Genomic DNA, 26,061 nt, shown 5'->3' on the forward strand with positions numbered 1-26,061 from the left:
AGGTTTATTCGCTCTGATCGTGTTTATCAGGACTCACTTGCGGTGCCTGTTCCGTAACCTCACAGGGGGGTTCCTTCTCGGTGGATTTTCCCAGGTAGGTGTTTGCATAAGAAGCGATTAATATCATTACAGACAACGCAAAAACCCTTGTCGATTCCATCTCCCCATGCTCTCCGAATGATTTTTGATCTCCCCTTAGTTAAATACGGTGGGAAGATTATTATCTTGTATCTTACGGATTCTGAAGATAGGGACAATTGGACTTAGGTACACCCGCATCACTGGACATCGGGGCCCTGATTCTCACCAGGATTCAAAGCATTTTCTGGCCGCATTCGCGAGGAATAGTTTTTCTGATATTCAAGCTTCGTCAGGTTCCGGGTTTTCAGCAAATTCCGGCTCCACCTTGACGTTGGGAATACCGGATGAAATGGACTCTTGCTTGCCAATCTTGCCCGGAATCTTGGGTGTGGCGCATACGACATCGGCATTTTGCGCGCGATGGCGCAAGGCATGATCCATGAGCACCAATGCCAGCATTGCCTCGGCGATGGGCGTGGCGCGAATCCCTACACAGGGATCATGTCTGCCGTGTGTTTCCACTATGACGGGCTTGCCGGACTTATCAACCGAGCGCCGTCCCAGACGGATGCTGGAAGTGGGCTTGACGGCAATATTAACGATAATATCCTGGCCCGTGGAAATTCCCCCCAATATGCCCCCCGCGTTGTTGCTCAAGAATCCTTCGGGAGTGATCTCATCAGAGTGCTCGGTACCTTTTTGCGCAACGGACGCGAATCCCGCCCCGATTTCCACACCTTTCACCGCATTGATGCTCATCATGGCGTAGGCGATTTCCGCATCCAGCCGATCATATACCGGCTCACCCCAGCCTACCGGCACGCCTTCCGCCACGATGCTGATTTTTGCTCCGACAGACTCACCGGATTTGCGCAGCTTATCCATGAACTCTTCGAGATGGGGTACCAAGCTGGCGTCAGCCGCAAAAAACGGATTCTGATGAACCATCCCCCACTGTTTAAACGGGATATCCACGGGCCCCAGCTGAGACATAAAGCCGCGTATTATCACGCCGTATTTTTCAAATAGCCACTTTCTGGCGATAGCCGCTGCGGCAACCCGCACTGCGGTTTCGCGTGCGGAGGAACGTCCACCGCCGCGGTAATCGCGTATGCCGTATTTCTGCCAATACACATAGTCCGCATGCCCTGGCCGAAAGCTATCCATGATCTTGCCGTAATCCTTGCTACGCTGATCCTCGTTGCGGATCAGCAGCGCAATGGGCGTGCCGGTGGTTTTGCCCTCGAATACGCCGGAGAGGATTTCCACGGTGTCGGATTCGCGACGCTGCGTTACATGACGCGAGGTACCGGGCTTGCGCCGGTCCAGGTCCCGCTGGATATCTTCGGTGGATAATTCCATTCCTGGCGGACAGCCATCGACAACACAACCAATGGCGGGACCGTGAGATTCACCAAAAGAGGTGACGCAAAAAAGCTTACCAAGGGTATTACCGGACATTTTATTTTCTCGCCAAATCAATGCCTCAAGTTTAACATATCCTTTTCACGCCTCCACCCCACCATCCAGCCAGACACGGAATGAACAAATCATGACAAAACCCGATCCCGACAAACTCAAGGGTCCCGGCGGCTTGACCTTGCGCCAGATTCATGAGCAGGTGAAACTGAGCACGGCCCGCGACCGATCAGAAAGATTACAGAAAAAGTCCGCGCAGACGATCAACCTCAATCGCTGGCAGCGGTTTATCCATTATGTATGGGATAAACCTAAATCCGGTAGTTGACCGCTCATTTATAAGTTTAATTATATGATTTATAAATATTTTCTGTCTCATTTGAGACCATCTTTGAGGTGAGCCGCTACAGGGCGAATTGCACGGTTTTTATGGCGCATGGCAGCGTTGCAACGCCTTGAAATGGAATAACCATTTCGCGTTGTTGCGCGCCTTGCCACGCACCCCAAAAACCACACACTCCACCCTGTCCAACTACCGGATTTAGGCTAAAAGTAGAGGAAAATCATGAAGGCCGTACTGATGAATAGCCCGGGTGAACCGGATGTATTGGCAGCAGCCGATGTGCCCATCCCGCCCCTCACTGATCCATCCAGCGTACTGGTGAAACTGCATGCCGCGGGTGTGAACCCGATAGATACCAAAGTGCGCAAGCTCAATATGTATTATCCCGATAAGCTGCCTTCAATTCTGGGCTGTGATGGTGCGGGCGTGGTGGAAGCGGTAGGGCATTCAGTCACGCGCGTGCACCCGGGCGATGAGGTATTTTTTTTCAACAATGGCCTGGGCGGCTCACCTGGAACATATGCTGAATACACGGTGGTAAGGCAGGAATATCTGGCATTGAAACCAAAGAATCTCTCCATGCTGGAAGCGGCTGCTATGCCACTCGCAATGATTACGGCATGGGAAGCGCTGGTAAACCGCGGCGGTATGAGTAAAGGCCGGCCCGCGCTCATTCACGCAGGCGCGGGCGGCGTGGGTCATGTCGCGATTCAGCTCGCCCGCTACTTGAATGCACCGGTCGCCACGACGATATCATCCGCCCGGAAGGCGGAGTTTGTGCAATCGTTGGGAGCGGAACTGGCAATCAATTATACCGAGCAGGATTTTGTGGAAATGGCACTGAACTGGACGGATGGACTGGGCGTGAGACTTGTCATGGATACAGTGGGCGGAGAAACTTTCTGTAAATCTTTCGCCGCAACCCGGCTATATGGCCGCGTAGTGACTCTGCTTTCGACTACATGCGATATCAGGCACACCAATACCGCCCGGCTGCGCAACCTTACTGTCGGCTATGTACAAATGACCGCCCCGCTCTATTTCGGTATACACCGTGCGCGTGTGGCCCAGACCCGCATACTCGAACATGGCGCGCTGCTGTTCGGACGGAATTTACTCAAAATTCACATTAGTCATGTACTACCGTTAGAGAAGGCCGCCGAGGCACACCGGTTGGTTGAAACCGGACACACCATCGGCAAGATAGTATTACAGATTGCCTGAATAGAAAGTAAATTCAGCCACACCCGGGATTTACTCGTTGATCCGCCCTGTCGATAGCATCTCGATTCCCCATGCCACCCCAAACCCGGTCACGTCGCTGCCAACCGCGCCCAACCCGCCCTTGTTACTGCTTGCCGAAAGATCCATATGCAGCCAGGATATATCGCCCACAAACCGGCTGAGAAAACGCGCGGCGATAATATGATCCATCTCCCCCTCCAAGGTGCACTGCTTGACATCGGCTATCTTGCTTTCCAGCTCCGCATCGTAATCTGCATCCATTGGAAATGCCCAGGTCCGCTCGCCACTTGTCTTCCCCGCTGCAAGGGCCATCTGCGCCAACGCTTCCCGGTTGCTGAATATGCCGCTATAACGCGATCCCAGCGCCACGTGCATGCTGCCGGTCAACGTCGCGAAATCAATCATTACATCAGGCTTCTGTTTTGCCGCCAGCGTCAGCGTGTCCGCCAGCACCATCCGGCCTTCGGCATCGGTATGGATAATCTCGATGGTGGTGCCGTTCAATGCCGTGATGACATCGTTCTGCTTGTAGGCGCGTGGGCTGATGTGGTTCTGGGCAAGGGCGAGCCAGCAATCGATGTTCACCGGCAGGTTGGCACGCGTTGCGGCCAATAAAATTCCCAAGGCCACGGCGGAACCATTCATGTCCTCGTGCATGCCGTGCATATAGCGAGCCGGCTTCAAATTGTGACCCCCGGTATCAAAGCAGATACCCTTGCCTACCAACGCGACGGTTTTAGGCGCATGCTTGATGCGCCGTTGCAAATGCACGATGGCGGCATCTTCTGGATCGCTCCCCTGGGCCACGGCGACAAACGCACCCGCGCCCATCTTGCGTAGCGCCTTGATATCAAATTCCTGATACTTCCAGCCTTCGCTGGCTGCAAGCTTCTTGACATATTTTCGATAAAGCCCCGGCGTCAATTCGTTGGGCGGCAATACCGTGAGTTCACGCGTGAGCAGATTACCTTCCGCCTTGGCTTGCTGCACGGCAAAGTTGCCTGCGTCTTTGTATCCATGCAGCATGATTCTTGCCAGCGGTTTCCTGCCCGATTTTTTCTCGCTGGTTTTCCGCAATGGCAGCACTGAACCATTGATCCAGGCAGCATATACCGCCAGTTCCGCGAATGCGCGCTTTTCGTCCATATTGCCGTAAATCGCGATATGCATTTCCGCCGGATTCTCCTCCAACAGCAGTTGCATAGCCTTGCGAACGGAGGTTTGTTGCTCGAATGGGGATTTTCCTGAATCCACCATGACCCATGCGCATAAAGCCCCGCTGCCAAGATTGGCTGCTACCGGTGTATCGCCAATTTCCCCGAGCAGCATTCTGCGCCGGGATAACAGAATTTCCAGTATGTCCTTACCCAGGAAATCAAGTTTGTTTTGATGCTTATCCAAAACCTTACCCGGTTTGGGCAGCACCACCAGGATATGTGTTGCCTTGGTGGATTGACTTATGGGCGAAGCATTCTGTGTCAGCGTTGCGAGCATATTGGTGCCTTATCCTGTAAAATATAAGCTTGTTATTATATACACCCTATATCTATTTCGCCCGCCGCACTCTTAAGTCCAAGAATTTTGCCCACCACCTGAACTCCTATGCGCCAGTACCTTGATCTAATGCGGCATGTGCTCAATCATGGGCACAAGAAATCCGACCGCACAGGTACCGGTACGCTTTCAGTATTCGGCCACCAGATGCGTTTCGACTTATCGGAAGGGTTTCCGCTCGTGACCACCAAGAAATGCCATCTGAGATCCATCATTTACGAATTGCTATGGTTTTTGCAAGGCGATACCAATATCAGGTACCTCAAGGATAATGGTGTGTCCATCTGGGATGAATGGGCTGACGAGAACGGCGACCTGGGTCCCATATATGGCCGGCAGTGGAGATCCTGGCCGGGTATGGAGAAACAGGAAATCGATCAAATAAACGGGGTAATCGAGCAGATCAGAAATACCCCGGATTCAAGGCGCATGGTCGTCTCATCATGGAATGTAAGCGAGCTGAATAAAATGAAATTGTCACCATGCCACGCCTTATTTCAATTCTACGTTGCTGAAGGCAAGCTTTCATGCCAACTCTATCAGCGCAGTGCGGATATCTTTCTGGGTGTTCCGTTCAATATCGCCTCCTACGCACTGCTCACGCTGATGGTGGCACAGATATGCAATCTGAAACCTGGAGATTTCGTGCACACCCTGGGCGATGCCCACCTCTATCTCAATCATCTGACACAGGCACAGGAACAACTGAGCCGCGAACCCAGAAAACTGCCGGTGATGAATTTGAATCCGGCAATCGATAGTATTTTTGGATTCAGATACGAGGATTTCATATTGGAAGGCTATGATCCTTATCCGGCAATCAAAGCGCCGGTCGCGGTATGACTCCCCGCCGTCTTTCCATTCTGGTGGCTATGGCCCGAAATCGCGTTATCGGCAAGGATAATGCATTGCCGTGGCGTCTGCCCCCCGATCTGAAGCGCTTCAAAGCACTTACCATGGGGCATCCTATTATCATGGGCCGTAAAACTTACGAGTCCATCGGCAGGCCGTTACCGGGTCGCACCAGCATTATTGTGACACGGCAACCCGATTACAAAGCCGAGGGCGCTATCGTGGTGGGTTCATTGGCGACCGCGCTGAGAACCTGCTACGAGTGTGCCGATACGGCGGAGAGCTTCATCATCGGCGGAGCTGAAATATTCCAGCAGGCGTTGACTGTCTGCGACCGATTGTATATTACCGAGATTCAGAAAGATTTTGAGGGTGACGTACTATTTCCCAAATTCAGCCAGGGGGAATGGCGCGAAACATCACGCGAGAAACATCATCTGGATGACGATGGACTGGAATATCATTTTGTCGTGCTTGATCGCAAGTGGAATTAACCCGGATGATCCATTAGGACATGAGACCAGTCCCGTGATCGAGTGAGGTATCCGGGTTAAGGATATACTCCCGCCCAGGCATGAACGTTTGAGAAAAAAACGGCAGGCACGCCTTCATTGTGCCCGCCGTCTATCTTTTCAGAATTCTATTTTGATCCCCTGGTTACAACACCATTACATCCGGCAACGGAAAACCGTTGAAGTTGCTGGCATAGGCGGTGGTGTAGGCACCCGCATTGGGAATATAGATGAAATCGCCTTCCTGAATATCCTCTGGCAACATTTCGTCACGCATGAGAATGTCCACCGAATCGCAGGTCGGTCCGGCCACGGACCAGGGAATGTCCCGCCCCTTGCGATCAGAAAGGATTTCATAGCGCAGACCCTCGGTAACCTCGATCACACCGCCAAACATGCCTGCGTCCCAATACATCCAGCGCTTGCCATTGCGGGTAGCGGTTCCCACCACGCGGCAGACGAAATACGCGGCATCGGACACGAGGTAACGCCCTGGCTCAGCCATGACACGAATACTCTCCGGCAAGTCCGCGATAGCCGTATTTACGACTTCCGCTATTATTTCAATCGAAGGAATGGGCTTGATATGACGTACGGGATAACCGCCGCCGATATTGAGCAAGCGCGGGGTCAACCCAGCGCGGCGCATATCGGAAAAAACTTTTTTAGCCCGCTCGATACCGACCCGCCAGTTCTGCGGATTGCGGCACTGGGAGCCCACATGAAAAGTTACCCCGGCAAGATCGGCCTTAAGTTTTGCCGCTTCGTTAATGATGCCCTTGATCTCCGCGGCATGCGTGCCAAATTTGCCGGCCAGCGGCCAATCGCTGCCAATGTTGGGTGTGTCGATGCGCAAATACATTTGCGCATCCGGCTTGACGCTCACAATTTTACGCAGCTCTTCGATACTATCCAGCACATACCATTCAACGCCTTTGGACGCCGCATATTCCAGATAAGTCCTTGATTTCATTGGGTTACTGTAATATATCTCTACAGCAGGCACGCCCAGGCTGAGCAGCAGATCCAGTTCGGAGATAGAGGCTATTTCAAAACCTACGCCCTCCTCGATCATGGTTTTCAGCACGCGCGGATCTGGATTGGCCTTAACGGCATAGTGTGGCTGCACGCGTGGCATGGCAGCTTTGAAACGGCGGGCTTTATTGCGGACGATATTGCTATCAACCAGCAGGAATGGCTTGCTGTAGCCCTTTTTCAGGGCTTCCTGGACATATTGAAAATCCAGGCTGACTTCGGGATGGGTATCGAATATTGCTTCGGACTCTACATTTTGCCGTAGAGCGGCATTTTGCATTTGCATGAGAATCTCCTCAGGGAGGCGCTACGTTACGGGAATATGGATGTTTACCAAATCAGCCGTGTCGAAATAGTTTGCTTTGCTTTTCATGATGACCTCCTGTTTTTTATGTATCAAAAAAAAGCGGATTATAGACCGCATTTTGCCGGAATCAAGCGTTTTTTTTGGATCTGAAAAAAATAATCGCGGACGCTCGAAATTTTGTGGAAAAACCTATCCCGCATTATGTTACCGTTGACAGCTCTAGACAAAGATATTGGGGGGCGAGACGCTTTATAGCAACTGAATCTTGTAGTTCTTTTAGCATATTTTAAACCTGAAGACGACCCCATTTCCCAACCCTTTTCGTGATCAGCAAAGGGCCTGTCTCATCCGATAAATGAAATCAAATTTTCGGCAGGGTCACACCCTGCTGTCCCTGATATTTTCCACCGCGATCCTTATAGGAAATTTCGCAAACTTCGTCAGATTCAAAGAAAATCACCTGGGCCACTCCCTCGTTCGCGTAAATCTTGGCAGGCAGCGGTGTAGTATTTGAAAACTCCAGTGTGACATAACCTTCCCACTCCGGCTCGAATGGCGTGACGTTGACAATAATGCCGCAACGCGCATAGGTGGATTTTCCCAGGCAAATGGTCAGCACATTGCGTGGGATGCGAAAATATTCGACGGTGCGCGCCAGTGCAAAGGAATTGGGCGGGATGATGCAAACCTCGTTCTTGACATCGACGAAGGAGTTGGAATCAAAATTCTTGGGATCAACAATGGTCGAGTTGATATTGGTGAACAGCTTGAATTCATCCGAGCAACGAATATCATAGCCATAACTCGAAGTTCCGTAGGAAACGATCTTGTGGCCATTCACATGCTTGACCTGATTGGGCTCGAAAGGCTCGATCATGCGATGCTCCGCCGCCATGCGGCGAATCCACTTGTCAGACTTTATGGTCATTTTTGAAAAACGAAAGTGAGTGTAATATTAAGCGTGAACAAATAGTCAACCCCGCGGCGGCACCGTTATTGCCAGCCCCCCGCCGGCCATTGTCCCGCCGGTCCGCCACGGGATTATCAGGTATCCTGGATCACTATGTTTGCAAATAATGCCGAGTGATCGAGTGACAATTCGTCGATCTTGACCGCAAGGCGGCGGGCAATGCCACGATAGATCTCCGCTATCCGTCCGTCGGGATCCGCAACCACCGTGGGTGCGCCCGCGTCAGTATGTTCGCGGATTCTGATATCGAGCGGCAGTGCACCCAGAAACTCCACCTCATAATCCTTGCACATCTTTTCCCCGCCGCCCTGGCCGAAAATATGCTCTTCGTGACCACATTGAGAACAAATATGCGTACTCATGTTTTCGACGATGCCAAGGATGGGAATACCCACTTTCTGGAACATTTTGAGCCCCTTGCGAGCATCCAGCAGCGCGATATCCTGCGGGGTGGTGACAATAACGGCACCGGTAACCGGCACCTTCTGCGCAAGCGTCAACTGGATATCACCGGTACCGGGCGGCATATCCACAATGAGATAATCCACATCGTTCCAGCGTGTATCATTGACCAACTGCTGCAAAGCCTGCGTCACCATCGGCCCGCGCCACACCATGGGTGTCTCCACATCAATCAGGAAACCAATGGACATGGCCTGGATGCCGTGCGCTTTCATCGATTCAATGCTTTTGCCATCAGGTGATTCGGGGCGGCCGGTAATCCCCAGCATCTGAGGCTGTGAAGGGCCATAAATATCGGCATCCAGGATGCCAACAGAAGCACCTTCCGCAGCCAGTGCCAATGCCAGATTTACCGCCGTGGCGGATTTGCCCACCCCGCCCTTGCCGGAAGCCACCGCAATGATATTCTTCACGCCGGGAATGAGCTTCACTCCGCGTTGTACACTGTGAGAAACAATCTTGCTCGTGATATTGACGCTTACGTCTCCGCCACCTGCAATGGTTTTGAGTTTACCGGCAACCTGCTGGCGAATACTTTCGATTACACTCTTTGCCGGATAACCGAGCACGATATCAAGTGAAATATTATCGCCATCTATTTTGATGTTGCGCGCCTCATTGCTGACCACATAATCCTTGCCCGTGCTCAAATCGGTAATTTCCTTGAGCGCGGATTGCACTTGCTGTTCGGTGATAGCCACTTTTACTACTCCTTTACCCTGCGCCTGCGAAATAAATAAACCCTGACCAACCTTAAATATTAACAAACATCGGGGTTGAGGGTCTGATGACCAAAAAATAAAAAGCAGACACAATGAAGAATGAATATACGGAATACATCTTGCATCTTTAACCTAAGTCCCGTAGTTGATCGCTCGCCCTTCACCCATCCAACTACCGGATTCAGGTTACATGGCGGCTTCATTGACTGACAACAAGCCGTAAGGAACCCGCCGCTCGAGCGATCAGGAATTGGTTTCCTTCAGTTCTACAGACCGCTAACCCCGCAGTTTGTTACAATTGTGTTTGACAATTTCTATAGACAATTGATGAACAAGCGAAAAATTCTCGTTACTTCCGCCCTGCCCTACGCTAACGGCAGCATCCATCTCGGCCATCTGGTGGAATACATTCAGACCGACATCTGGGTGCGTTTCCAGAAAATGCAAGGGCATGAGGTGCATTATGTGTGTGCCGATGATACGCACGGCACACCGATCATGCTTCGCGCCGAGCAGGAAGGTATTACGCCCAAACAATTGATAGATCGTGTGTGGCACGAGCATAAAACTGATTTCGATAACTTCCATGTCGGTTTCGACAACTACTACACTACAGATTCGCCCGAGAACCGGGAGTTTTGCGAAGATATCTACCGTCAGCTCGAAGTTAAGGGCTTGATCACCCAACGCTCGGTCGAGCAGTTTTATGATCCTGTCAAGCAGATGTTCTTGCCCGATCGCTATATCAAGGGCGAATGCCCGAATTGCCATGCCAAAGACCAATATGGGGACTCCTGCGAAGCTTGCGGTGCGACGTATTCACCAACCAATCTGATCGACCCGTACTCCGCTGTTTCCGGCGCAATCCCGGAACGCAAATCCTCAAAACATTATTTCTTCAAGCTTTCCGATCCGCGCTGCAAGGCTTTCCTTGAGAAATGGGTTTTTGAATCATTTGAAGGCCAATCTGGCATCACGCCAGAAGTAAAACGACGGCTTCAACCGGAGGCTGCCAATAAAATGAATGAGTGGCTTTCGGGCGGACTGGTTGATTGGGACATTTCCCGCGATGCCCCCTATTTTGGCTTTCCGATTCCCGGCACAAATGGCAAGAAATTCTTCTATGTCTGGCTGGACGCTCCCGTGGGCTATTTTGGCAGTTTCAGGAATTACTTCAAACAGAAGCAGCGATCTCAGGCAGAAATTGACGAGTTTCTGAGACCCGGCGGCAATACCGAAATGATGCACTTCATCGGGAAAGACATTCTCTATTTTCACGCCCTGTTTTGGCCAGCGATGCTGGAATTCTCCGGCTACCGCACCCCAACCCAAATTTACGCCCACGGATTCCTTACCATCAATGGACAGAAGATGTCCAAATCCCGCGGGACGTTCATTACCGCAGAAAGCTATTTAGCCCAGGGTTTGAAACCGGAATGGCTGCGCTACTACTATGCTGCAAAACTCAATGACAGCATGGAAGATATTGACCTCAATTTCGATGATTTCATTGCGCGAGTTAACAGCGATCTGGTAGGAAAATACATCAATATAGCCAGCAGGTGCTCAGGTTTTATTACCAAGAAATTTGCCGGCAAGCTTACCGACACTATGTCAGAGGCCAACAGAAAATGGTTCAATCAGTTTCTTTTCTGCGAATTGGGTGAAGGGGATACCTTTCTCAGTCGCCACGTCTCAATCGCATACTTTTATGATCGCAGGGAATACGGCAAGGCGATAAGGGAAATGATGCTTGCGGCGGACGTCGCCAACCAATACGTAGACCGGATGAAGCCATGGGAATTGGCAAAAAGCAGCGAACATGACCTCGAATTGCGGGAGGTGTGCAGTGTGGCGTTGAATATGTTCCGAATTTTGACTATTTATCTAAAACCGGTACTGCCAGAACTTGCCATGGAAGCCGAACGATTTCTTGGGGTAAGCCCCTTTATCTGGAACGATGCCAACTCACAAAATAGATTATTACCTGACGGTCATCAGATTAACGAGTATAAGCATCTTATGAGCCGCATCGATCCCAAACAGATCGAGGCGTTGATCAAAGTCAATCAAGAAAGCCTGCAACCGTCAAAAACCAAACAACAAGTGCAAACCATGGATAAAAATTCCTCGAACTCTTCCTCCTCGCCATCCTCGCCATCCTCGGGCAGGGAGAACGTAAAAGATGCCGTGCCGGCAACTATCACGATTGACGATTTCACCAGGATTGATCTCAGAGTGGCAAAAATCATTGATGCCGAGCATATTGAAGGCGCAGATAAATTGCTGAAGCTCACCCTGGATGTAGGGATAGGGCAACGCACGGTTTTCGCCGGTATAAAATCGGCCTACGATCCGGCGCAGCTCAAAGGCCGCCTGACCATTATGGTAGCCAATCTTACGCCACGCAAAATGAAATTCGGCCTCTCGGAGGGAATGGTGCTGGCTGCCGGGGGTGAGGACGGCGGACCTTACCTGCTCGCCCCGGATGAGGGAGCGCAACCGGGAATGAAGGTTAAATAGACGATCTTCGCGCAGCCACACTCATATAGAGCGCGCTCAATGTCCACAAGAATGTCCACAAGAATGTCCACAGAATACGGAACCGCTACTGTTGCATCATCCCCGTTTGACGAGGATAAATGAACGATTGGCGCCAGATTTTGTGCGCTCGCAAGGACATCCATGAAAATTCCGAAAAGAATTGAACCGCTCGTCGAGGAGGGCCTGGTCGATGAAGTCATCTGCCAGCTCATGAGCGGCAAGGAAGCCATGGTCTACGTGGTTCGCTGCGGAGAAGCAATTTGTTGCGCCAAGGTATACAAAGAAGCTAACGCGCGCAGCTTCCGCCAGAGTGTCGATTACACCGAAGGCCGCAGAGTGAAGAACAGCCGCCGCGCCCGCGCTATGGAGAAGGGCACCCGTTATGGGCGCAAGGCGCAGGAAGATGCCTGGCGAAGCGTGGAAGTGGATTCCTTGTGCCGTCTTGCCGCCGCTGGCGTATGTGTGCCGCGGCCCTATAATTTCTTCGAAGGCGTGCTGCTGATGGAACTGGTGACCGGCGCCAATGGCGAGGCCGCCCCCCGGCTCAATGATCTGGCGCTCACGGCGGAACAGGCGCGCACGCACCACCTCACCCTTATCAGGCAGGTGGTGCGCATGCTTTGCGCCGGTATCGTTCACGGCGATTTGTCTGAATACAATGTGCTTGCCGGCAGCGACGGACTTGTCATTATCGACCTGCCTCAGGCCATTGACGCGGCGGCCAACAACAACGCCCGCGGTATGCTGGTACGCGACATGGATAACCTCGCCGCCTACTTTGGCCGCTTTGCTCCCGAATTGCTCACGACTGACTATGGCAGGGAAATATGGTCGTTCTACCAGAGCGGGAGATTGCTTCCGGAGACGAAGCTGACCGGCTATTTTGAGCGTGACGAGAGACCGGCTGATGTAAGCAGCGTCATGCGGGAAGTGGACGCCGCACTCAAAGAAGAAGCGGAACGGCAACGATACAAGCAGGAAATGGCAAGCAGGATACCCTCCTGATTTGAGCTCACCCAAATAGCAAATCGTGAAGAATCAGCGATTCATTTGTCACCAAAGGGTATCAGTATATGGGTAACGAGGCCGCCCATACTACAAACCGCCATTGAAGCGATCTGTCTCTGATAATCGCCGATCGGCTCCACGCGTCTGATACGTGTCAGGTTGCCTGACGTTACCTGACCGCGGGGAATAGCTGAGTACCGGGGTAATACTCCTGACTCCAGGAAATCATGGCCGCCAGCACCGGCGCCAAACTTTCACCTTTCTGTGTAAGAAAGTACTCATAGCGTGCAGGCTTCTGCTGATAGGCCTGTCGGCTAATGACACCCGCGGCTTCCAATTTCTTCAAGCGATCTGCAAGGATATTTGAAGCGATTTTCTCCGGTGAGGATATCAATTCCAAGTAGCGGCGTTTGCCCAGAACCAGATCCCGAATAATCAGCAACGTCCATTTATCGCCAAAAATATCCAATGCATTCGTGAGCGGACAGCACGACCTCTCGAAAGCAAATTCTCCTTCCATCGTCTTATCGTCATTCATAACTTGCCTGCACTAAAAATTACCGAGTTGATAATATAGTATGGTTACTTGCATTTTGCAATATATTAAGCTAAGCTTCACTCACTTGCTTATTGAAAGCTATAAAGTCAGATATGACTGGCAAACTAGGGCCTGTTAACACTTATTTCGCACCCGCGTTGCTACACAAAAAACGCGGAGGCAAGGCGCGAAGCTTGGCCATAGTAGGCCTATGGCCAAGCTTCGTAACGCGGCATCCGCGTTTTTTGTGTAGCAACCCGAAGGGACGGGACGGATTTCATCCAGCCCTTCGTTACTCGCCGCTTACGGAGGCCTGCTCCGCCGCGCGGCTCATGCCTCGTGCTGGATGAAATCCGTCGCTGTCGCGGGTGCAAAATAAGTGTTAACAGGCCCTAGCCATGAAGATTTTTATTATGTTGAAACTCCATCAGCTCAGCCGGTTCGAGCGTACAGGGAGTATTCCCAATTATCAGCGGATATCGGAGTAAAGAAATGTCAAACAAATTAGCTTATAAGTGGCGTAAAGCATCCATCGACGCATCCCTCCGGTCGGTATTAGTGGGTGGTCTGAAAGGGATCGAGAAGGAAAGCCTGCGCATCACCCGCGCCGGATCCCTCTCGCAGCTGCCTCATCCGCGTCAGCTCGGGGCTGCATTGACGCATCCGCATATCACCACGGATTATTCCGAGGCGCTATTGGAATTGATCACGCCGGCATTGGCGGATGCAAGCCAGATGCTGGGGTTTCTGACGGATTTGCATCAATACGTCTGCGCGCACATCGGTGATGAATTGTTGCTGGCAGCCAGCATGCCGATCGGCGATTTGCGGGACCCGGTCATTCCCATTGCCGAGTATGGTACCTCCAATGTGGGGAGGATGAAGCATATCTACCGGCGGGGGTTGAGCTACCGCTACGGCCGTTGCATGCAGGTCATCGCCGGTATCCATTTCAACTATTCGCTGCCCGAGCCATTCTGGCCGCAATATCAGCATTTCATGAAGCATTCCGGCGATCTGCAATCGTTCACGACGCAGGCGTATATGGGAATGATCAGGAACTTGCAGCGTTATGGCTGGCTGATCCTGTATTTGTTCGGTTCGTCCCCGGCGGTCGGCAAGAGCTTCATCGATAGCCGTCAGTCTGCGCATGCCCGCACTTTGGAGAAGTTCGATGAGACTTCTTATTACAAGCCTTACGCGACTTCTTTGAGGATGAGCGAGATCGGCTATTTGAATCCGGTTCAATCGATGTTTCATATTTCCTTTAACAGTATGGAGGAGTACATCCGTGACTTGCGCCGGGCGACTACGATCCCTTATCTCGGCTACGAGCGGATCGGGGCAAAGGTGGGCGGCCAGTACCGGCAGTTGAATACCCATTTCCTGCAAATCGAGAACGAGTATTACACTTCGGTGCGGCCGAAGCAGCCGACGCGACCCAATGAGCGGCCGCTGCAGGCGCTGGGAAGCCGGGGGATTCAGTATATTGAGATACGCGCGGTGGATGTCGATCTGTTTGAGCCTGCGGGTATTTCGATCGAGACCATGCGCTTTCTCGAGGCATTGAGTCTTTTCTGTTTATTCCAGTCCAATGCGGGGCATGACTTGAGGCAGCATGAGGAGATTAGCGGGAATGCGTTGGCGGTGGCCAACCGGGGCAGGGATCCGGAGCTGAAGCTGTTGGACCATGGGCGGGAGATTCCGCTGCGGCAATGGGCGCTGAGGCTGTGCGGGCAAATGCAGGAGATCTGTGAGATCCTGGATTATGGCGATCGCGATAAACCCTACACCCAGGCGTTGAGCAAACAGGTCGAAGTGATCCATCACCCCGAGTTGACCGCTTCGGCCAGGATGCTGTCGGCCATGCGGACGCAAAAGATGTCGATTACCGAGCTGGTGTTGCAGAAATCCCATGAATACACCCGCGACTTCAGGCAGTGTACATTGGATGCTTCGGTGAAGAGGCGCTTTGATCTCGAGGTCGAAACATCGCTGGCGCAGCAGCAACAGCTGGATGCCACGCATGAGATTCCTTTCGATCACTACCTGAGCAACTATTTCCAGGATGCCGCCGCCAGCAGCATGCTTTCGCAGAATCTACCTCAAAATATACCGGATCCCATGATCGAAACTGCTGCTCGATGAGTTGCGTGCACTCATGCAAACAACGCAAGAACCGGGAAGGAACAGACACGCTGCAATCCGTTCCCGGTAACCTGATGATTACTTATACTCAATGAAACTTGCCTTCATTCTCGACCAACTGGATTCCATCAAGACTTACAAGGACTCGAGCTTCGCCATGATGCGTGAAGCGGCAGCCCGTGATTATCAGTTGTTTACCTTGCAGCAAGGCGACCTGGCATGGAGGGGCGCGCGGACCGTGGGGTTTGCGCGTGCGCTGGAATTAACCGGCAAAGCGGATGACGATGGGCACCGCTGGTATCAGGCAAAGGAGCCGGAGGAAATCCCGCTGCAGGAATTCGATGCCATTCTGATGCGCAAGGACCCGCCGTTCAACATGGAATATGTCTACACCACTTACCTGCTGGAATTGGCGGAAAGTCAGGGGGCACGTATCTTCAATAGTCCGCGGGCGATACGCGATCATAACGAAAAACTTGCTATAGCCAAGTTTCCGCAATTTATCCCGCCTACCCTGGTGACCCGGCAGGAATCTCTGATTCGCAATTTTCTGGCCGAACACCGCGACATTGTGCTCAAGCCACTCGACGGCATGGGAGGAGCCAGCGTGTTTCGCATTCACAGTGCCGATCACAACATCGGTGTGATCCTGGAAACCCTTACGCACTATGGCACGCGCACAATTATGGTTCAGCGGTATATTCCCGATATTGCTCAAGGTGACAAACGCATTCTGCTGATCGCCGGGAAACCGGTGCCTTATTCGCTCGCCCGCATTCCCAAGCCGGGCGAAACACGCGGCAATCTTAATGCAGGCGGGACCGGTATTGCACAGCCGCTCACCCGGCGTGATCGTGACATCGCTGAAGCGCTGGGTCCCGTACTATATGATGAAGGCTTGATGCTGGTAGGGCTGGACGTGATTGGTGATTATCTCACCGAAATAAATGTGACCAGTCCAACCGGCATGCAGGAGATCGCCAATCAGACTGACTTCAACTCCGCGAAAATGATGGTGGATGCGCTCGAAAATTGTGTAGCGGAGCGGCGCACGGTTGTCGCTCCTTCCCCTGAAACAGAGCCTCTCCCATGACTCCAGCAATCGAAATCAAGCCGCGAGGAAAGATGTTACATCCTGGCGATCAGCGAATACTCCCAGCTTAAATGGTAATGATGGCATTGCAGCAAGGCCTGGAAGAAGCGTTCGTGAAGATCATGGGCAGCACCGAAAATCTGGGATTCATAGCGGCATCCGCATGACCGGATTTGTTACCCTGCTTCATAAGGAACTGCTGCGATTCTGGAAGGTGGGGTTCCAGACCGTATTTGCGCCCATATTATCCTCATTGCTTTATCTGCTGATTTTCTCCCATGCACTGTCAGAACATGCACACGCCTATGCCGGCGTAACCTATACGGTTTTCCTGATTCCCGGCCTGGTGATAATGGCCATGCTGCAAAACGCTTTTGCTAACTCCTCATCGAGCCTGACTCAGTCGAAGGTCTCAGGCAATCACGTCTTCATGCTGTTATCGCCGCTTTCTTATCAGGAAATATTCACGGCCTATGTGCTGGCGTCGGTGGTTCGGGGTCTGCTGGTCGGACTAGGTATCTACGTGGTGACACTGGGAGTTTTTGAGGTTCCCCTATACTCGTTTCCATGGGTATTCGTATTTGCCGTGATGGGCACCGCGTTGCTGGGTGCCTTAGGCATTATTGCGGGGATCTGGGCGGAAAAATTTGAGCAGCTTGCCGCGTTGCAAAACTTCATTATCCTGCCACTTACGTTTTTATCGGGCGTATTCTATACGACTCGCTCATTGCCTCCATTCTGGCAGGAATTGTCGCACCTGAATCCGTTCTTTTACGTGATTGACGGATTTCGTTATGGCTTTTTCCGCACCTCCGACGTATCCCCCTATCTAAGCCTCGGGATTCTGGCGGCGTGTTTCCTGGGAATATCGTGGGGAACACTGCATATGCTGAAGAGCGGTTACCAAATCCGCCAATAACTTTGCTTGTCTGATTCAGGCCGGGTTATCCGCCTATGTCAACCAAGTAAAATATCCTGCTACCGGAGCAGCACTTGATTCCATGGCGATCACACGAGTTACTTGCATTTTGCAATGCATTAGGATAAGCTTTATCACTGGTTAATTGCAAGTTAACGCGGGCATAAATAGTCAGGGAGTTTTTGATGGTGATACTTTATCAGCTGGAACGCACATGGGGCATTCCGAATCTCAGCCATTTCTGCTGCAAGACCGAAACCTATCTGAGAATGGCAGATATTAAATATGCTATTAAAGCAACCCTTCCGTTGTTTGCGCCGAAGCGCAAGCTGCCATATATCGAAGACGGCGATCTCAAATTAGCGGACTCACGTTTCATCATACGACACCTCAAAACCAAATATAAGGATCTGGACGCAGGGTTAACCCCGTCAGAGTCGGCACTGTCGCTCGCGATGCAGCGCTTGCTCGAAGAGCATCTGTTTTGGGCGACAATGTATTCGAGGTGGCAGTATACAGACGCAAATTGGCAAGTGAATAAAAAAGCGATTTTTGGTGTAATGCCTCCTGTCATTCGCGATTTGGCAGCAGCCTATTATCGCCAAAGGATCCAGCGGCAGATTCTGGGACATGGTACAGGACGGCATAAGGCCGAAGAGATCTTTGAGCTCGGTATGCAGGATATTGATGCGTTATCAGCATGCCTTGGGAATAAGAAGTATTTCCTGGGCGATCAACCGACCAGTCTGGATGCCAGTGCCTTCGGATTTTTGATCAACACCCTCGGCTGTCCGATTGAATCTCCACTCAAGGAACACAGTTTGTCAAAAGACAATCTGAGAAATTATGTTGATCGGATCAAGGCGGAATATTATCCGGAATTGCGTCAACAGCAGAGTTGACACGCCGCCCGCAGGGATTCGCGTCATAACTTGCGTCCGGCATCAAAATATCTTCCAACGCAGAGCGTAGATTCACATTTCAGCAGCGCCCCCATTGCTTTCAAGTAATGGGGGCGCTGCTTTTTCTAAGGGTTTCCCTTAGCATAAAACCAGGGTTTCCCCAATATACTCCTGGTGTTGACTAAGTTAGGATGCAGCCACTTTCATTCTATTTGGGTTCATTGCTATCATGAAAACAAAGTTAGGACATATTTTTACGGCACTATCGATGGCAGGCCTCTTGATTTCGCTGAGCCCTTCCGCTGCTGCGACTCAGCCTGTTGACACCCCTGAGATTCGCGCAGCCGCTCAGAATGCCACAACCCGGAGCGACCATGAGGCCGTGGCGAAATATTATGAAGATGTCGCCAAGCAGATGCAGGTAAAGGCAGAGGAACAAAAGGAACTGCTTGAGCATTATGAGAATAAAAGTTATCTCTACGGTAGGCGAGCGCAAGATCTTCAATCGCATGCCTACGCGCAAGTGCGCGATTACGAACAGGCTATCGAAGCCAACGTTAAAGAAGCCAGCCTACATCGTCAAATAGCCTCGAAACTCGACGAAAATCGTGCGGCGTCCGCTCCCCAAACACTTAGCGCTGCGAATGGTCTATAGTATCTCTCGGGAATCTCTCGGGTCTTAGTACTCAATCGAAAAATGCGGGTGTCGGGATAATGTACCGATACCCGCATTTTGTTTACTGATCATGGCGTCCTGTTGGAAGAACGTGTCGTACAGATCAGATCTTTGCTATCGAACACGATAGCCTCTTTTATTCCTTACAGCAGGAAGAAAATATCCAATTGCCCCCTGTTGCGGAAACAGGCAGGGCCACGTCATGTAAATCCGCGAAAGTTGCAAATCGTGCGATTACGACTTGCCCAACCGTTGCGGATAGAGCCCCCAAGCCGGCTGATATCGCCCACCTGAAAGGGCGTAGAGTTTATATTCCGAGGAAGCTGAAGTGCTTGCTTGTAATGAGTCGCGCTTACGGTGAGTAATTGGCTATTCAGCGATCCGGTTAAGTGTGCCCTGCAGACCGCCACCCACATATTGGGTCAAACTGTTGATCAGATGCCGATTACCTTGAAAGGAAACGCTGCCAGGCAGGCAAGTTTCGGTAGCACGTAAGCGCGTTGCATGCGCGCCACAAGATGCGGAAGGGACCCCTCCTGGTGGGGAGGCCGCCTGGATTGATTTATGCTCTTCCCCTTGATATTACTATTTCAGTTCCGCCGATTCTGACGCCTTTTTTCTATGATAGATGGCTTCTTCCGCGCATGTTTTTGCGGCTTGCTCATATTTTCTGATCAAAGCGCTAGTATGCGCCTCGAGATCATGCGGCACTCTATCATATAGATAATGTTTTTCCTCATAACGCTTTAACAAGCTTTTCTGTATATCCGCTTTTGCCTGCATTTCTTTAGCCGCCTCTTCAAAATGCTTTGCCAATACGGCATGTTCGCTGGGTGTTCTTGTATCTTGTTCAGCTTTAGGGATACTTGTATTCCCCCGAGCTTCAGGAGCACTTATCTGAGCACAACCAGTCAATAAGCAGCCTGCGGCAAATAAAGCTGCGGAAAACGTTTTTATTCTTATTAATGGCATTTCCTCTCTTACCTTATAAATTTTCGATACGATTCGGGAATACAATTAAACGAGGAGGGAAAAATATAACGGAATAACAATATGTGTCAAGTTCTTATTCGTCGTCAATTCTTCGCATGGAGGAATCTCCGCGCATTCTAATTACACTGTTAATGGCCCGAATGTTTGTTCCTATATCCATATAACAATAACTATTAACCTTAATTCATGCGCTAGTAGTTATTACTCCGTATCAAAATAATTGTAACTTGAGTGCTAAATTTTATCTAAAAAGGTTTGACATTTTTTATACATATGCTATGTTACATTTGTAATACCACATTATGGGTAGTGTCTTTCCGGGTGAAGGTAGTATTAAGCGGTAGCATTAATCAAGTTAGATAAGAATTCCCGGCAAGTCTACAGTTTGGCGTACTTGAAAGCGGGAGACTTCGTTTTAGAACGTGAATTAAGATTGTGGAACTTTTCTCAAACAGATCTTTTCTAATATCTGGGGCTCTGAACATTCGCCCCCCAGTAGTAAAAGGGACTCTGATCATCCGTCCGTAGCAGGTTAACAAGGACTCTGAATATCCGTCCGTAGTAAGATAACAAGGACTCTGACCATCCGTCCGCAGCAAGGCAACAAGGACTCTGACCATCCGTCCGCAGCAAGGCAACAAGGACTCTGAACATCCGTCCGCAGCAGGGCAACAAGGACTCTGACCATCCGTCCGCAGCAAGGCAACAAGGACTCTGACCATCCGTCCACAGCAAGGTAACAAGGACTCTGCACATTCGTCCGCAGCAGGGTAACAAAGGACTCTGACTATCCGTCCGTGGCAAGGCAACAAGGACTCTGACCATCCGTCCAGTAGTGATTCTTAATCAAGGGGATAGGGGAAATCAAATGGTAGTGACGCTAGGCAGAAAAGTAAAAAATATCTTTACAGCTTTATCTACAGTCGGTTTATTAGCTTCATGCGCGCCAATGGCAACGTACGAAACTGGGGAGGATCCCGCTGGGGCGACAGGTATTCAGAACACTGCAACCTCAAGCGAACATAAGACCTTGGCAAAATACCATGATGATAGGGCTGATGATCTGTGGGTAAAGGCAAAAGAACAAAAACAGTTACTTGAGCATTATGAGGAAAAAAGCTATCTCTATGGTAAACGTGCTCAGGATTTGCAAGCACATACATCGGCGTTAATACGTAATTATGAGCGAGCTGCGACAGCCAATATAAAGGAAGCAGCCGCTCACCGGCGAATTGCTTCCGAACTTGAAAAGAATAATAGCTCCGTAGCACGCCCGCAAAAGGTTAATGTTATTTATTAATGAAATTCTGCCGAAATTAAGATTGTAGGAACTCTCCCAAACAGATTGTTCCCAACATCTGGGGCTCTGATCATTTGCCCCCCAGTAGTAAAAGGGACTCTGAACATCCGTCCGTAGCAGGGTAACAAGGACTCTGAGCATCCGTCCGGTAGTAAAAGGACTCTGACCATCCGTCCAGTGCAAGGACTCTGACCATTTGTCCGGTAGTAAGGACTCTGACCATCCGTCCAGAATGATTTTTAATCAATGGAATAGGAGAAATCAAAATGGCAACGATACTAGGCAAAAAGACAAAAGATACTTTTATGGCTTTATCCCTGTTTGGCTTATTGGCCGCATGCGCGCTGATGACTACAAATGTAAAGGGAGAAAATCTTGCTGGCCAAGCAGCCATTCCGAGTGCCACGACCTCAAGCGAAAGCAAACATATGATCCTGGCAAAATCCCATGAAGATAAGGCCAAGGCGCTATGGGTAAAGGCAACGGAACAAAAACAGCTACTTGAGCACTATGAGGAAAAAAGCTACCTCTATGGTAAACGTGCTCAAGACCTGCAAGCACGCACGTGGGCATTAATACGCAATTATGAGCAAGCTGTAACGGCTAATGTAGAAAAAGCCGCCGCTCACCGGCGAATTGCTTCCGAACTTGAGAAGAATGGTAATCCAGTATCACATTCACAAAAGATTGGCGGATTCAGTAGTGATATTTAACCGAATAAATATGTCATAGACATATAGACCCACGCAAAATTGGGGCTTTACTCACAACAGGAAAGAAGTTTCGGAGAGATCTCTAAATGCTTCCAGCACACAGGAGTAGCCAGAATGGCAAGCATGGGTAAAGCCCCAATTGTTACAGATTCCAAGGTAAGCAACAGCTCAACATATCTTGAGCGTAGGGAATCCAGAGAGGTTGCCGTATGCGGTCAGGTACATTTGTGTCACGACTGCAGGTATGAGAGGACATTTCATTTTGCGGAAAATTGTCTCGTTTGGCAATTAGGAAATTATTGCGGGAAAGGTGCCAAATACGGTAGGCGTTGCAAGCTATATCAAAAGAGGGGTATAGGAAATGGAATTCAGCAGCCCGCAACGTAGCCTGAAATGGGTTTATGAGCCCGCACGACGATTTCTTCAGAGCTCAAGTTCGGGCACTTATTACCTTAATCGCCCAGAGTTCGTGAAGATGATCTTTGGCCTTCTCTCTCCTGTTCTACGGATTAGTCAGTCACAAATACCTGTTGCGGGAAAGTGTGTAACCACTCCCCGGCATCAGGGTGATCTTCGCATCGGCTTGGTATGTCTTCATGTCGGCCGGTCAAATACTGACCGCCCCAAGTACTCAACAGGTACTACCTATTATCGCAATACCCATTCGATTCGCTCTGTTGTCCAATTGACCATCATCTCCAATCCAATAGCCACTTGTACAAATCCATGGTTTTCATCGCGCGCCTTCCTCAAAGACCTTTCGCGCTAGCGTTCTAATCATTTCTTAAAAATTATAGGGGGAATTGAAATGCAAAGGCAAATAATAAAAATTCAGCTCTTGGCAAGTGTGTTGATTTTCCTACCTACCCTGGATTTAAGCAATGTCTATGCCAATAGCGAAAATCCTTATGCCAATAACAGCAACTCCTCGTTTAATAAGAGCAATTCCTCTGTTAATAGCTTATTGACGCTATTTAAAGACACTGGCATAACAGTTGGAGGGTGGTTCCAAGCTGGAGCGACTTACAACGCGAATAACCCGGGCGATGGATTTAATGGTCCTGTCAGTTTCGCTGATCGTGCCGATCGATTTCAATTGAATCAATTTAATGTATTTTTGGAGCGCCCGGTGGTGGCGGAGGGAGGAACATGGGATTTTGGGGGCCGTATCGATTTCATGTTCGGTACGGACGCTATTTATTACCAGGCAGCCGGCATCCCTCCTTTCGATGTAAACAGCGGCGAACCCAACAATAGAGGTAGCTGGGACCTTAATATTTGCTGTAAATCGACTCGCACCTATGGCATAGCGCTTCCCCAGGCCTATCTGGAATTCTACGCACCAGTTGGAAATGGCCTCAACATCAAGGCCGGCCATTTCTTTTCACCAACCGGTTACGAAATCGGTCCAGCCCCCGATGTTTTCTTTTACACACATGCATATTCTTTAGACAATGGTCACCCGTTTACTCATATGGGTTTATTATTTGACTATAAGCTCACTAAGAATTGGTCTTTAATTGCGGGGCCGATCACTGGCAGCGGCACCGGTGGCTGGGACGGTAATTTAACTAGAACCGCACTCACTAACTGGAATGGCATAGCAGGTATCATGTGGGTTGGTGAGGACAAAAGAAATTCATTTAATATCTACGGCACTTTTGGTGATGTTTCTGCAAGAAGTCACGAACCTTGGACTTTGATTAGCTCGGTCTTGCAATATCGGGTTACCAATAAAACTCATTTTGTTGCGCATTATGTGCACGGCTTCGTCGGTGGGGCGCTGATGAATGGCCAGCAGAAGGATGTACAATGGATAGGCGTCAATACGCATCTGTATTATGACCTCCTGGAGGACCTGACTATAGGCATCCGTGGCGAGTGGTTCCGTGATAGAGACGGCTTCCGGGTTCCCTCTCCACTTCGGGTAGCTTTCGCCACCAATAATCAAGGCGTTAGTTATGCAGGCAACTTCCCAATTACTTCCGCACCCGCCGATTATTACGAAACGACCATAGGCTTGAACTGGAAACCAGCGAAAAGATTGAAACTGGATCATTGGAAAGCAATGCGAAGTTTCAACGTCCGTCCAAATATTCGCTATGACCGGGTAGTTGGTCTCGATCAGCCATATCGGCCCTTTGATGGCAAGAAGGACCAGTGGCTGTTCTCGCTCGATTTCATGGCATCGTTTTGAAATGAGCAGGCAGCAGGCACCCTATCAATTCTTTCTGGCGTGCGGCGCTTGCCCGCCATCAATCGCATAACGGTCTTCCTCAAATCTCCATGCCATGTGACGATGAGAAGTGGCCTGTTTCATATTTGATTGCACAGTTTGCTCATATTTACGTATCAACGCCGAGGTCTGCGATTTCAAATTATGAGACTGCCAACCATACAAACGCTCGCTCTCATACTGCTCAAGCAATTTTTTTTGTTCGCTAATCTTTGCTTGCATATCTCTGGCGGCATCTTCAAAATGCTTCGCTATGGCATCATGATCACTGCGAGTTTTAGCGTTTTTAGCCGCAGTACGCATATTTGTATTCTGGATAGCTTCATGGGAAGTCATTGGAGCGCACGACACTAACAAACCCGTAGTAACTATGGCGATGAATAATCTTTCTGCATTCATGGACGTCCCTAAAATCTTATTTGAGCGACAAAACTTGATCTAATTAATTATGCTCATCTATAAATATTATGTCAATTTCTGCTCACAATAACTTCACACAAAAACGACAATTCAAACGCGCACACGAGCAAAAATTATCGGTATTAAACAAGAAAACTCAGAAAATATAAGCAACTTCACCTGAAGTTCCATAATTGCTAATTAGGTAATATCGCCTTCATTACCCTGGATTGTGGCATTTCACCGCCATGAATCCCGAAATTGTGCTTATATTTCTCTGCCATTGACGGTGAGAAGGCGGCTTCCTTCATATTTGGTCGTACAGACAGCTCATACTTGAGTAGCAAAACCAACATATGCGACTTGAATTATGAAGTTCCCAAGCCATACTGGGGTTCTTCATATTGTTCAAGCTTACTTCCCTTGAAGCATGTCGAATGTGACCGCTACTCCAGGGGCTTTGGAGCTATTGATCCTGCAGCAATGTCAATTATTTTCCACACGGAGCGCTTCCCCAAAAGCAGAGTCACTCCGCAAACCACCATGGATCGCGTAATTGTGTTTAGCTTTCTGCGCCATTTGGCGATGAGAAGCGGCTTCTTTCATATTTGACCGCGCGGCTTGCTCATACCTGCGTATCAAGGCCAAGGTATTCGATTTCAAATTGTGAGATTGCCAGCCATACAGATGCCCATTCTCATACTGCTCAAGCAATTCTTTTTGTTCATTCGCCTTTATCTGCATTTCCCTGGCGGCATCTTCAAACTGCTTTGCCAAGACATTATGCTCGCTTGGGTTTGTAACATTCCCAATAGCCGCATGACCAACTATATTCTCTCCCCGTACGCTTGTACTCATCAGCGCGCATGCGGCCAATAAGCCAAACAAGGATAAAGTCGTAAAAATATCTTTTGTCTTTTTGCCTAGTGTCGTTGCCATTTTGATTTCTCCTATTCCATTGATTAAAAATCATTCTGGACGGATGGTCAGAGTCCTTGCTACCGGACGAATGGTCAGAGTCCTTACACTGGACAGATGGTCAGAGTCCTTACTACCTACTACGGACGGGATATTCAGAGTCCTTAATATC

At 50.0% G+C, this 26,061-nt stretch carries 23 protein-coding genes; 14 read left to right on the forward strand and 9 right to left on the reverse strand.

Annotated elements, in window-relative coordinates:
- Nucleotides 1-360 precede the first annotated feature (360 nt).
- Nucleotides 361-1,542, reverse strand: coding sequence for a chorismate synthase (gene aroC / locus BLR00_RS13220; RefSeq protein ID WP_074633429.1), 1,182 nt, complete (start codon nt 1,540-1,542; stop codon nt 361-363).
- Between the two features lie 91 nt (nt 1,543-1,633).
- Here aroC and BLR00_RS13225 point away from each other — a divergent pair, with 91 nt between their 5' ends.
- Nucleotides 1,634-1,828 (forward strand): hypothetical protein, encoded by a 195-nt coding sequence (locus BLR00_RS13225; RefSeq protein ID WP_074633432.1) that lies wholly within the window; start codon nt 1,634-1,636, stop codon nt 1,826-1,828.
- 237 nt (nt 1,829-2,065) lie between these two features.
- The gene (locus BLR00_RS13230; RefSeq protein ID WP_074633435.1) at nt 2,066-3,067 is read left to right on the forward strand and encodes a zinc-dependent alcohol dehydrogenase family protein; all 1,002 of its coding nucleotides are present in this window, start codon (nt 2,066-2,068) and stop codon (nt 3,065-3,067) included.
- 30 nt (nt 3,068-3,097) lie between these two features.
- Here the strand turns inward: BLR00_RS13230 and BLR00_RS13235 are convergent, their stop codons facing one another.
- The gene (locus BLR00_RS13235; RefSeq protein WP_074633438.1) at nt 3,098-4,582 is read right to left on the reverse strand and encodes a M17 family metallopeptidase; all 1,485 of its coding nucleotides are present in this window, start codon (nt 4,580-4,582) and stop codon (nt 3,098-3,100) included.
- A 108-nt stretch (nt 4,583-4,690) separates the two neighbouring features.
- Here BLR00_RS13235 and BLR00_RS13240 point away from each other — a divergent pair, with 108 nt between their 5' ends.
- Nucleotides 4,691-5,485 carry a thymidylate synthase gene (locus BLR00_RS13240; protein ID WP_074633441.1) on the forward strand — a complete coding sequence of 265 codons (795 nt, stop codon included), beginning with the start codon at nt 4,691-4,693 and terminating at the stop codon, nt 5,483-5,485.
- On the forward strand, nt 5,482-5,988 hold the full coding sequence (locus BLR00_RS13245; protein WP_074633443.1) for a dihydrofolate reductase: 507 nt from the start codon (nt 5,482-5,484) through the stop codon (nt 5,986-5,988). The genes BLR00_RS13240 and BLR00_RS13245 overlap by 4 nt, the downstream gene beginning before the upstream one ends.
- A gap of 163 nt (nt 5,989-6,151) precedes the next feature.
- On the opposite strand, the gene BLR00_RS13250 is transcribed toward BLR00_RS13245, so the two are convergent.
- The 3 genes from BLR00_RS13250 to apbC all read right to left on the reverse strand — a co-directional run bounded on the left by BLR00_RS13250 (nt 6,152) and on the right by apbC (nt 9,481).
- The gene (locus BLR00_RS13250; protein WP_074633446.1) at nt 6,152-7,327 is read right to left on the reverse strand and encodes a type III PLP-dependent enzyme; all 1,176 of its coding nucleotides are present in this window, start codon (nt 7,325-7,327) and stop codon (nt 6,152-6,154) included.
- A gap of 382 nt (nt 7,328-7,709) precedes the next feature.
- Complete coding sequence (dcd, locus tag BLR00_RS13255; protein ID WP_074633449.1) at nt 7,710-8,276, reverse strand: dCTP deaminase; 567 nt, start codon at nt 8,274-8,276, stop codon at nt 7,710-7,712.
- 116 nt (nt 8,277-8,392) lie between these two features.
- Entirely contained in the window at nt 8,393-9,481 is a 1,089-nt protein-coding gene (gene apbC, locus BLR00_RS13260; protein ID WP_074633452.1) for an iron-sulfur cluster carrier protein ApbC, read from the reverse strand.
- Between the two features lie 348 nt (nt 9,482-9,829).
- Here apbC and metG point away from each other — a divergent pair, with 348 nt between their 5' ends.
- The gene (gene metG / locus BLR00_RS13265; RefSeq protein WP_074634319.1) at nt 9,830-12,025 is read left to right on the forward strand and encodes a methionine--tRNA ligase; all 2,196 of its coding nucleotides are present in this window, start codon (nt 9,830-9,832) and stop codon (nt 12,023-12,025) included.
- Between the two features lie 162 nt (nt 12,026-12,187).
- Entirely contained in the window at nt 12,188-13,051 is an 864-nt protein-coding gene (locus BLR00_RS13270; RefSeq protein WP_074633455.1) for a PA4780 family RIO1-like protein kinase, read from the forward strand.
- A gap of 172 nt (nt 13,052-13,223) precedes the next feature.
- On the opposite strand, the gene BLR00_RS13275 is transcribed toward BLR00_RS13270, so the two are convergent.
- On the reverse strand, nt 13,224-13,592 hold the full coding sequence (locus BLR00_RS13275) for a winged helix-turn-helix transcriptional regulator (protein WP_074633458.1): 369 nt from the start codon (nt 13,590-13,592) through the stop codon (nt 13,224-13,226).
- A gap of 492 nt (nt 13,593-14,084) precedes the next feature.
- Between BLR00_RS13275 and gshA the strand changes: the two genes are divergently transcribed.
- The 5 genes from gshA (at nt 14,085) to BLR00_RS13300 (ending at nt 19,309) form a co-directional block, all read left to right on the forward strand.
- Nucleotides 14,085-15,740, forward strand: coding sequence for a glutamate--cysteine ligase (gene gshA / locus BLR00_RS13280; protein ID WP_074633461.1), 1,656 nt, complete (start codon nt 14,085-14,087; stop codon nt 15,738-15,740).
- A gap of 91 nt (nt 15,741-15,831) precedes the next feature.
- Nucleotides 15,832-16,833 carry a glutathione synthase gene (gene gshB, locus BLR00_RS13285; RefSeq protein ID WP_074633464.1) on the forward strand — a complete coding sequence of 334 codons (1,002 nt, stop codon included), beginning with the start codon at nt 15,832-15,834 and terminating at the stop codon, nt 16,831-16,833.
- A gap of 163 nt (nt 16,834-16,996) precedes the next feature.
- Entirely contained in the window at nt 16,997-17,752 is a 756-nt protein-coding gene (locus BLR00_RS13290; protein WP_074633466.1) for an ABC transporter permease, read from the forward strand.
- A 185-nt stretch (nt 17,753-17,937) separates the two neighbouring features.
- The gene (locus BLR00_RS13295) at nt 17,938-18,654 is read left to right on the forward strand and encodes a glutathione S-transferase family protein (protein WP_074633469.1); all 717 of its coding nucleotides are present in this window, start codon (nt 17,938-17,940) and stop codon (nt 18,652-18,654) included.
- A 229-nt stretch (nt 18,655-18,883) separates the two neighbouring features.
- Entirely contained in the window at nt 18,884-19,309 is a 426-nt protein-coding gene (locus BLR00_RS13300) for a hypothetical protein (RefSeq protein ID WP_074633471.1), read from the forward strand.
- A gap of 606 nt (nt 19,310-19,915) precedes the next feature.
- On the opposite strand, the gene BLR00_RS13305 is transcribed toward BLR00_RS13300, so the two are convergent.
- Nucleotides 19,916-20,302, reverse strand: a complete 387-nt coding sequence (locus BLR00_RS13305; RefSeq protein ID WP_074633473.1) for a hypothetical protein — start codon at nt 20,300-20,302, stop codon at nt 19,916-19,918.
- 889 nt (nt 20,303-21,191) lie between these two features.
- Between BLR00_RS13305 and BLR00_RS13310 the strand changes: the two genes are divergently transcribed.
- The 3 genes from BLR00_RS13310 to BLR00_RS13320 all read left to right on the forward strand — a co-directional run bounded on the left by BLR00_RS13310 (nt 21,192) and on the right by BLR00_RS13320 (nt 24,533).
- Entirely contained in the window at nt 21,192-21,623 is a 432-nt protein-coding gene (locus tag BLR00_RS13310; RefSeq protein ID WP_074633476.1) for a hypothetical protein, read from the forward strand.
- A 266-nt stretch (nt 21,624-21,889) separates the two neighbouring features.
- Nucleotides 21,890-22,336, forward strand: a complete 447-nt coding sequence (locus BLR00_RS13315; protein WP_074633478.1) for a hypothetical protein — start codon at nt 21,890-21,892, stop codon at nt 22,334-22,336.
- Between the two features lie 808 nt (nt 22,337-23,144).
- Nucleotides 23,145-24,533 carry a porin gene (locus BLR00_RS13320; protein WP_074633481.1) on the forward strand — a complete coding sequence of 463 codons (1,389 nt, stop codon included), beginning with the start codon at nt 23,145-23,147 and terminating at the stop codon, nt 24,531-24,533.
- 24 nt (nt 24,534-24,557) lie between these two features.
- Here the strand turns inward: BLR00_RS13320 and BLR00_RS13325 are convergent, their stop codons facing one another.
- Entirely contained in the window at nt 24,558-24,971 is a 414-nt protein-coding gene (locus tag BLR00_RS13325; protein ID WP_074633484.1) for a hypothetical protein, read from the reverse strand.
- 486 nt (nt 24,972-25,457) lie between these two features.
- Nucleotides 25,458-25,910, reverse strand: a complete 453-nt coding sequence (locus BLR00_RS13330) for a hypothetical protein (protein ID WP_074633487.1) — start codon at nt 25,908-25,910, stop codon at nt 25,458-25,460.
- Nucleotides 25,911-26,061: the final 151 nt, after the last annotated feature.

The organism is Nitrosospira multiformis, assembly GCF_900103165.1.
Taxonomy (GTDB): Bacteria; Pseudomonadota; Gammaproteobacteria; order Burkholderiales; family Nitrosomonadaceae; genus Nitrosospira; species Nitrosospira multiformis_D.

What these genes read in the sequence shown, in the direction of transcription:
- BLR00_RS13310 (WP_074633476.1), top strand. Translation starts at nt 21,192, where the DNA reads ATGGTAGTGACGCTAGGCAGAAAAGTAAAAAATATCTTTACAGCTTTA.
- gshA (WP_074633461.1), top strand. Translation starts at nt 14,085, where the DNA reads ATGTCAAACAAATTAGCTTATAAGTGGCGTAAAGCATCCATCGACGCA.
- BLR00_RS13290 (WP_074633466.1), top strand. Translation starts at nt 16,997, where the DNA reads ATGACCGGATTTGTTACCCTGCTTCATAAGGAACTGCTGCGATTCTGG.
- BLR00_RS13305 (WP_074633473.1), bottom strand. Translation starts at nt 20,302, where the DNA reads ATGCCATTAATAAGAATAAAAACGTTTTCCGCAGCTTTATTTGCCGCA.
- BLR00_RS13230 (WP_074633435.1), top strand. Translation starts at nt 2,066, where the DNA reads ATGAAGGCCGTACTGATGAATAGCCCGGGTGAACCGGATGTATTGGCA.
- BLR00_RS13225 (WP_074633432.1), top strand. Translation starts at nt 1,634, where the DNA reads ATGACAAAACCCGATCCCGACAAACTCAAGGGTCCCGGCGGCTTGACC.
- BLR00_RS13275 (WP_074633458.1), bottom strand. Translation starts at nt 13,592, where the DNA reads ATGAATGACGATAAGACGATGGAAGGAGAATTTGCTTTCGAGAGGTCG.
- BLR00_RS13330 (WP_074633487.1), bottom strand. Translation starts at nt 25,910, where the DNA reads ATGGCAACGACACTAGGCAAAAAGACAAAAGATATTTTTACGACTTTA.
- BLR00_RS13245 (WP_074633443.1), top strand. Translation starts at nt 5,482, where the DNA reads ATGACTCCCCGCCGTCTTTCCATTCTGGTGGCTATGGCCCGAAATCGC.
- BLR00_RS13270 (WP_074633455.1), top strand. Translation starts at nt 12,188, where the DNA reads ATGAAAATTCCGAAAAGAATTGAACCGCTCGTCGAGGAGGGCCTGGTC.
- BLR00_RS13250 (WP_074633446.1), bottom strand. Translation starts at nt 7,327, where the DNA reads ATGCAAATGCAAAATGCCGCTCTACGGCAAAATGTAGAGTCCGAAGCA.
- BLR00_RS13240 (WP_074633441.1), top strand. Translation starts at nt 4,691, where the DNA reads ATGCGCCAGTACCTTGATCTAATGCGGCATGTGCTCAATCATGGGCAC.
- BLR00_RS13300 (WP_074633471.1), top strand. Translation starts at nt 18,884, where the DNA reads ATGAAAACAAAGTTAGGACATATTTTTACGGCACTATCGATGGCAGGC.
- BLR00_RS13295 (WP_074633469.1), top strand. Translation starts at nt 17,938, where the DNA reads ATGGTGATACTTTATCAGCTGGAACGCACATGGGGCATTCCGAATCTC.
- gshB (WP_074633464.1), top strand. Translation starts at nt 15,832, where the DNA reads ATGAAACTTGCCTTCATTCTCGACCAACTGGATTCCATCAAGACTTAC.
- aroC (WP_074633429.1), bottom strand. Translation starts at nt 1,542, where the DNA reads ATGTCCGGTAATACCCTTGGTAAGCTTTTTTGCGTCACCTCTTTTGGT.
- dcd (WP_074633449.1), bottom strand. Translation starts at nt 8,276, where the DNA reads ATGACCATAAAGTCTGACAAGTGGATTCGCCGCATGGCGGCGGAGCAT.
- BLR00_RS13320 (WP_074633481.1), top strand. Translation starts at nt 23,145, where the DNA reads ATGCAAAGGCAAATAATAAAAATTCAGCTCTTGGCAAGTGTGTTGATT.
- BLR00_RS13235 (WP_074633438.1), bottom strand. Translation starts at nt 4,582, where the DNA reads ATGCTCGCAACGCTGACACAGAATGCTTCGCCCATAAGTCAATCCACC.
- BLR00_RS13325 (WP_074633484.1), bottom strand. Translation starts at nt 24,971, where the DNA reads ATGAATGCAGAAAGATTATTCATCGCCATAGTTACTACGGGTTTGTTA.
- BLR00_RS13315 (WP_074633478.1), top strand. Translation starts at nt 21,890, where the DNA reads ATGGCAACGATACTAGGCAAAAAGACAAAAGATACTTTTATGGCTTTA.
- metG (WP_074634319.1), top strand. Translation starts at nt 9,830, where the DNA reads ATGAACAAGCGAAAAATTCTCGTTACTTCCGCCCTGCCCTACGCTAAC.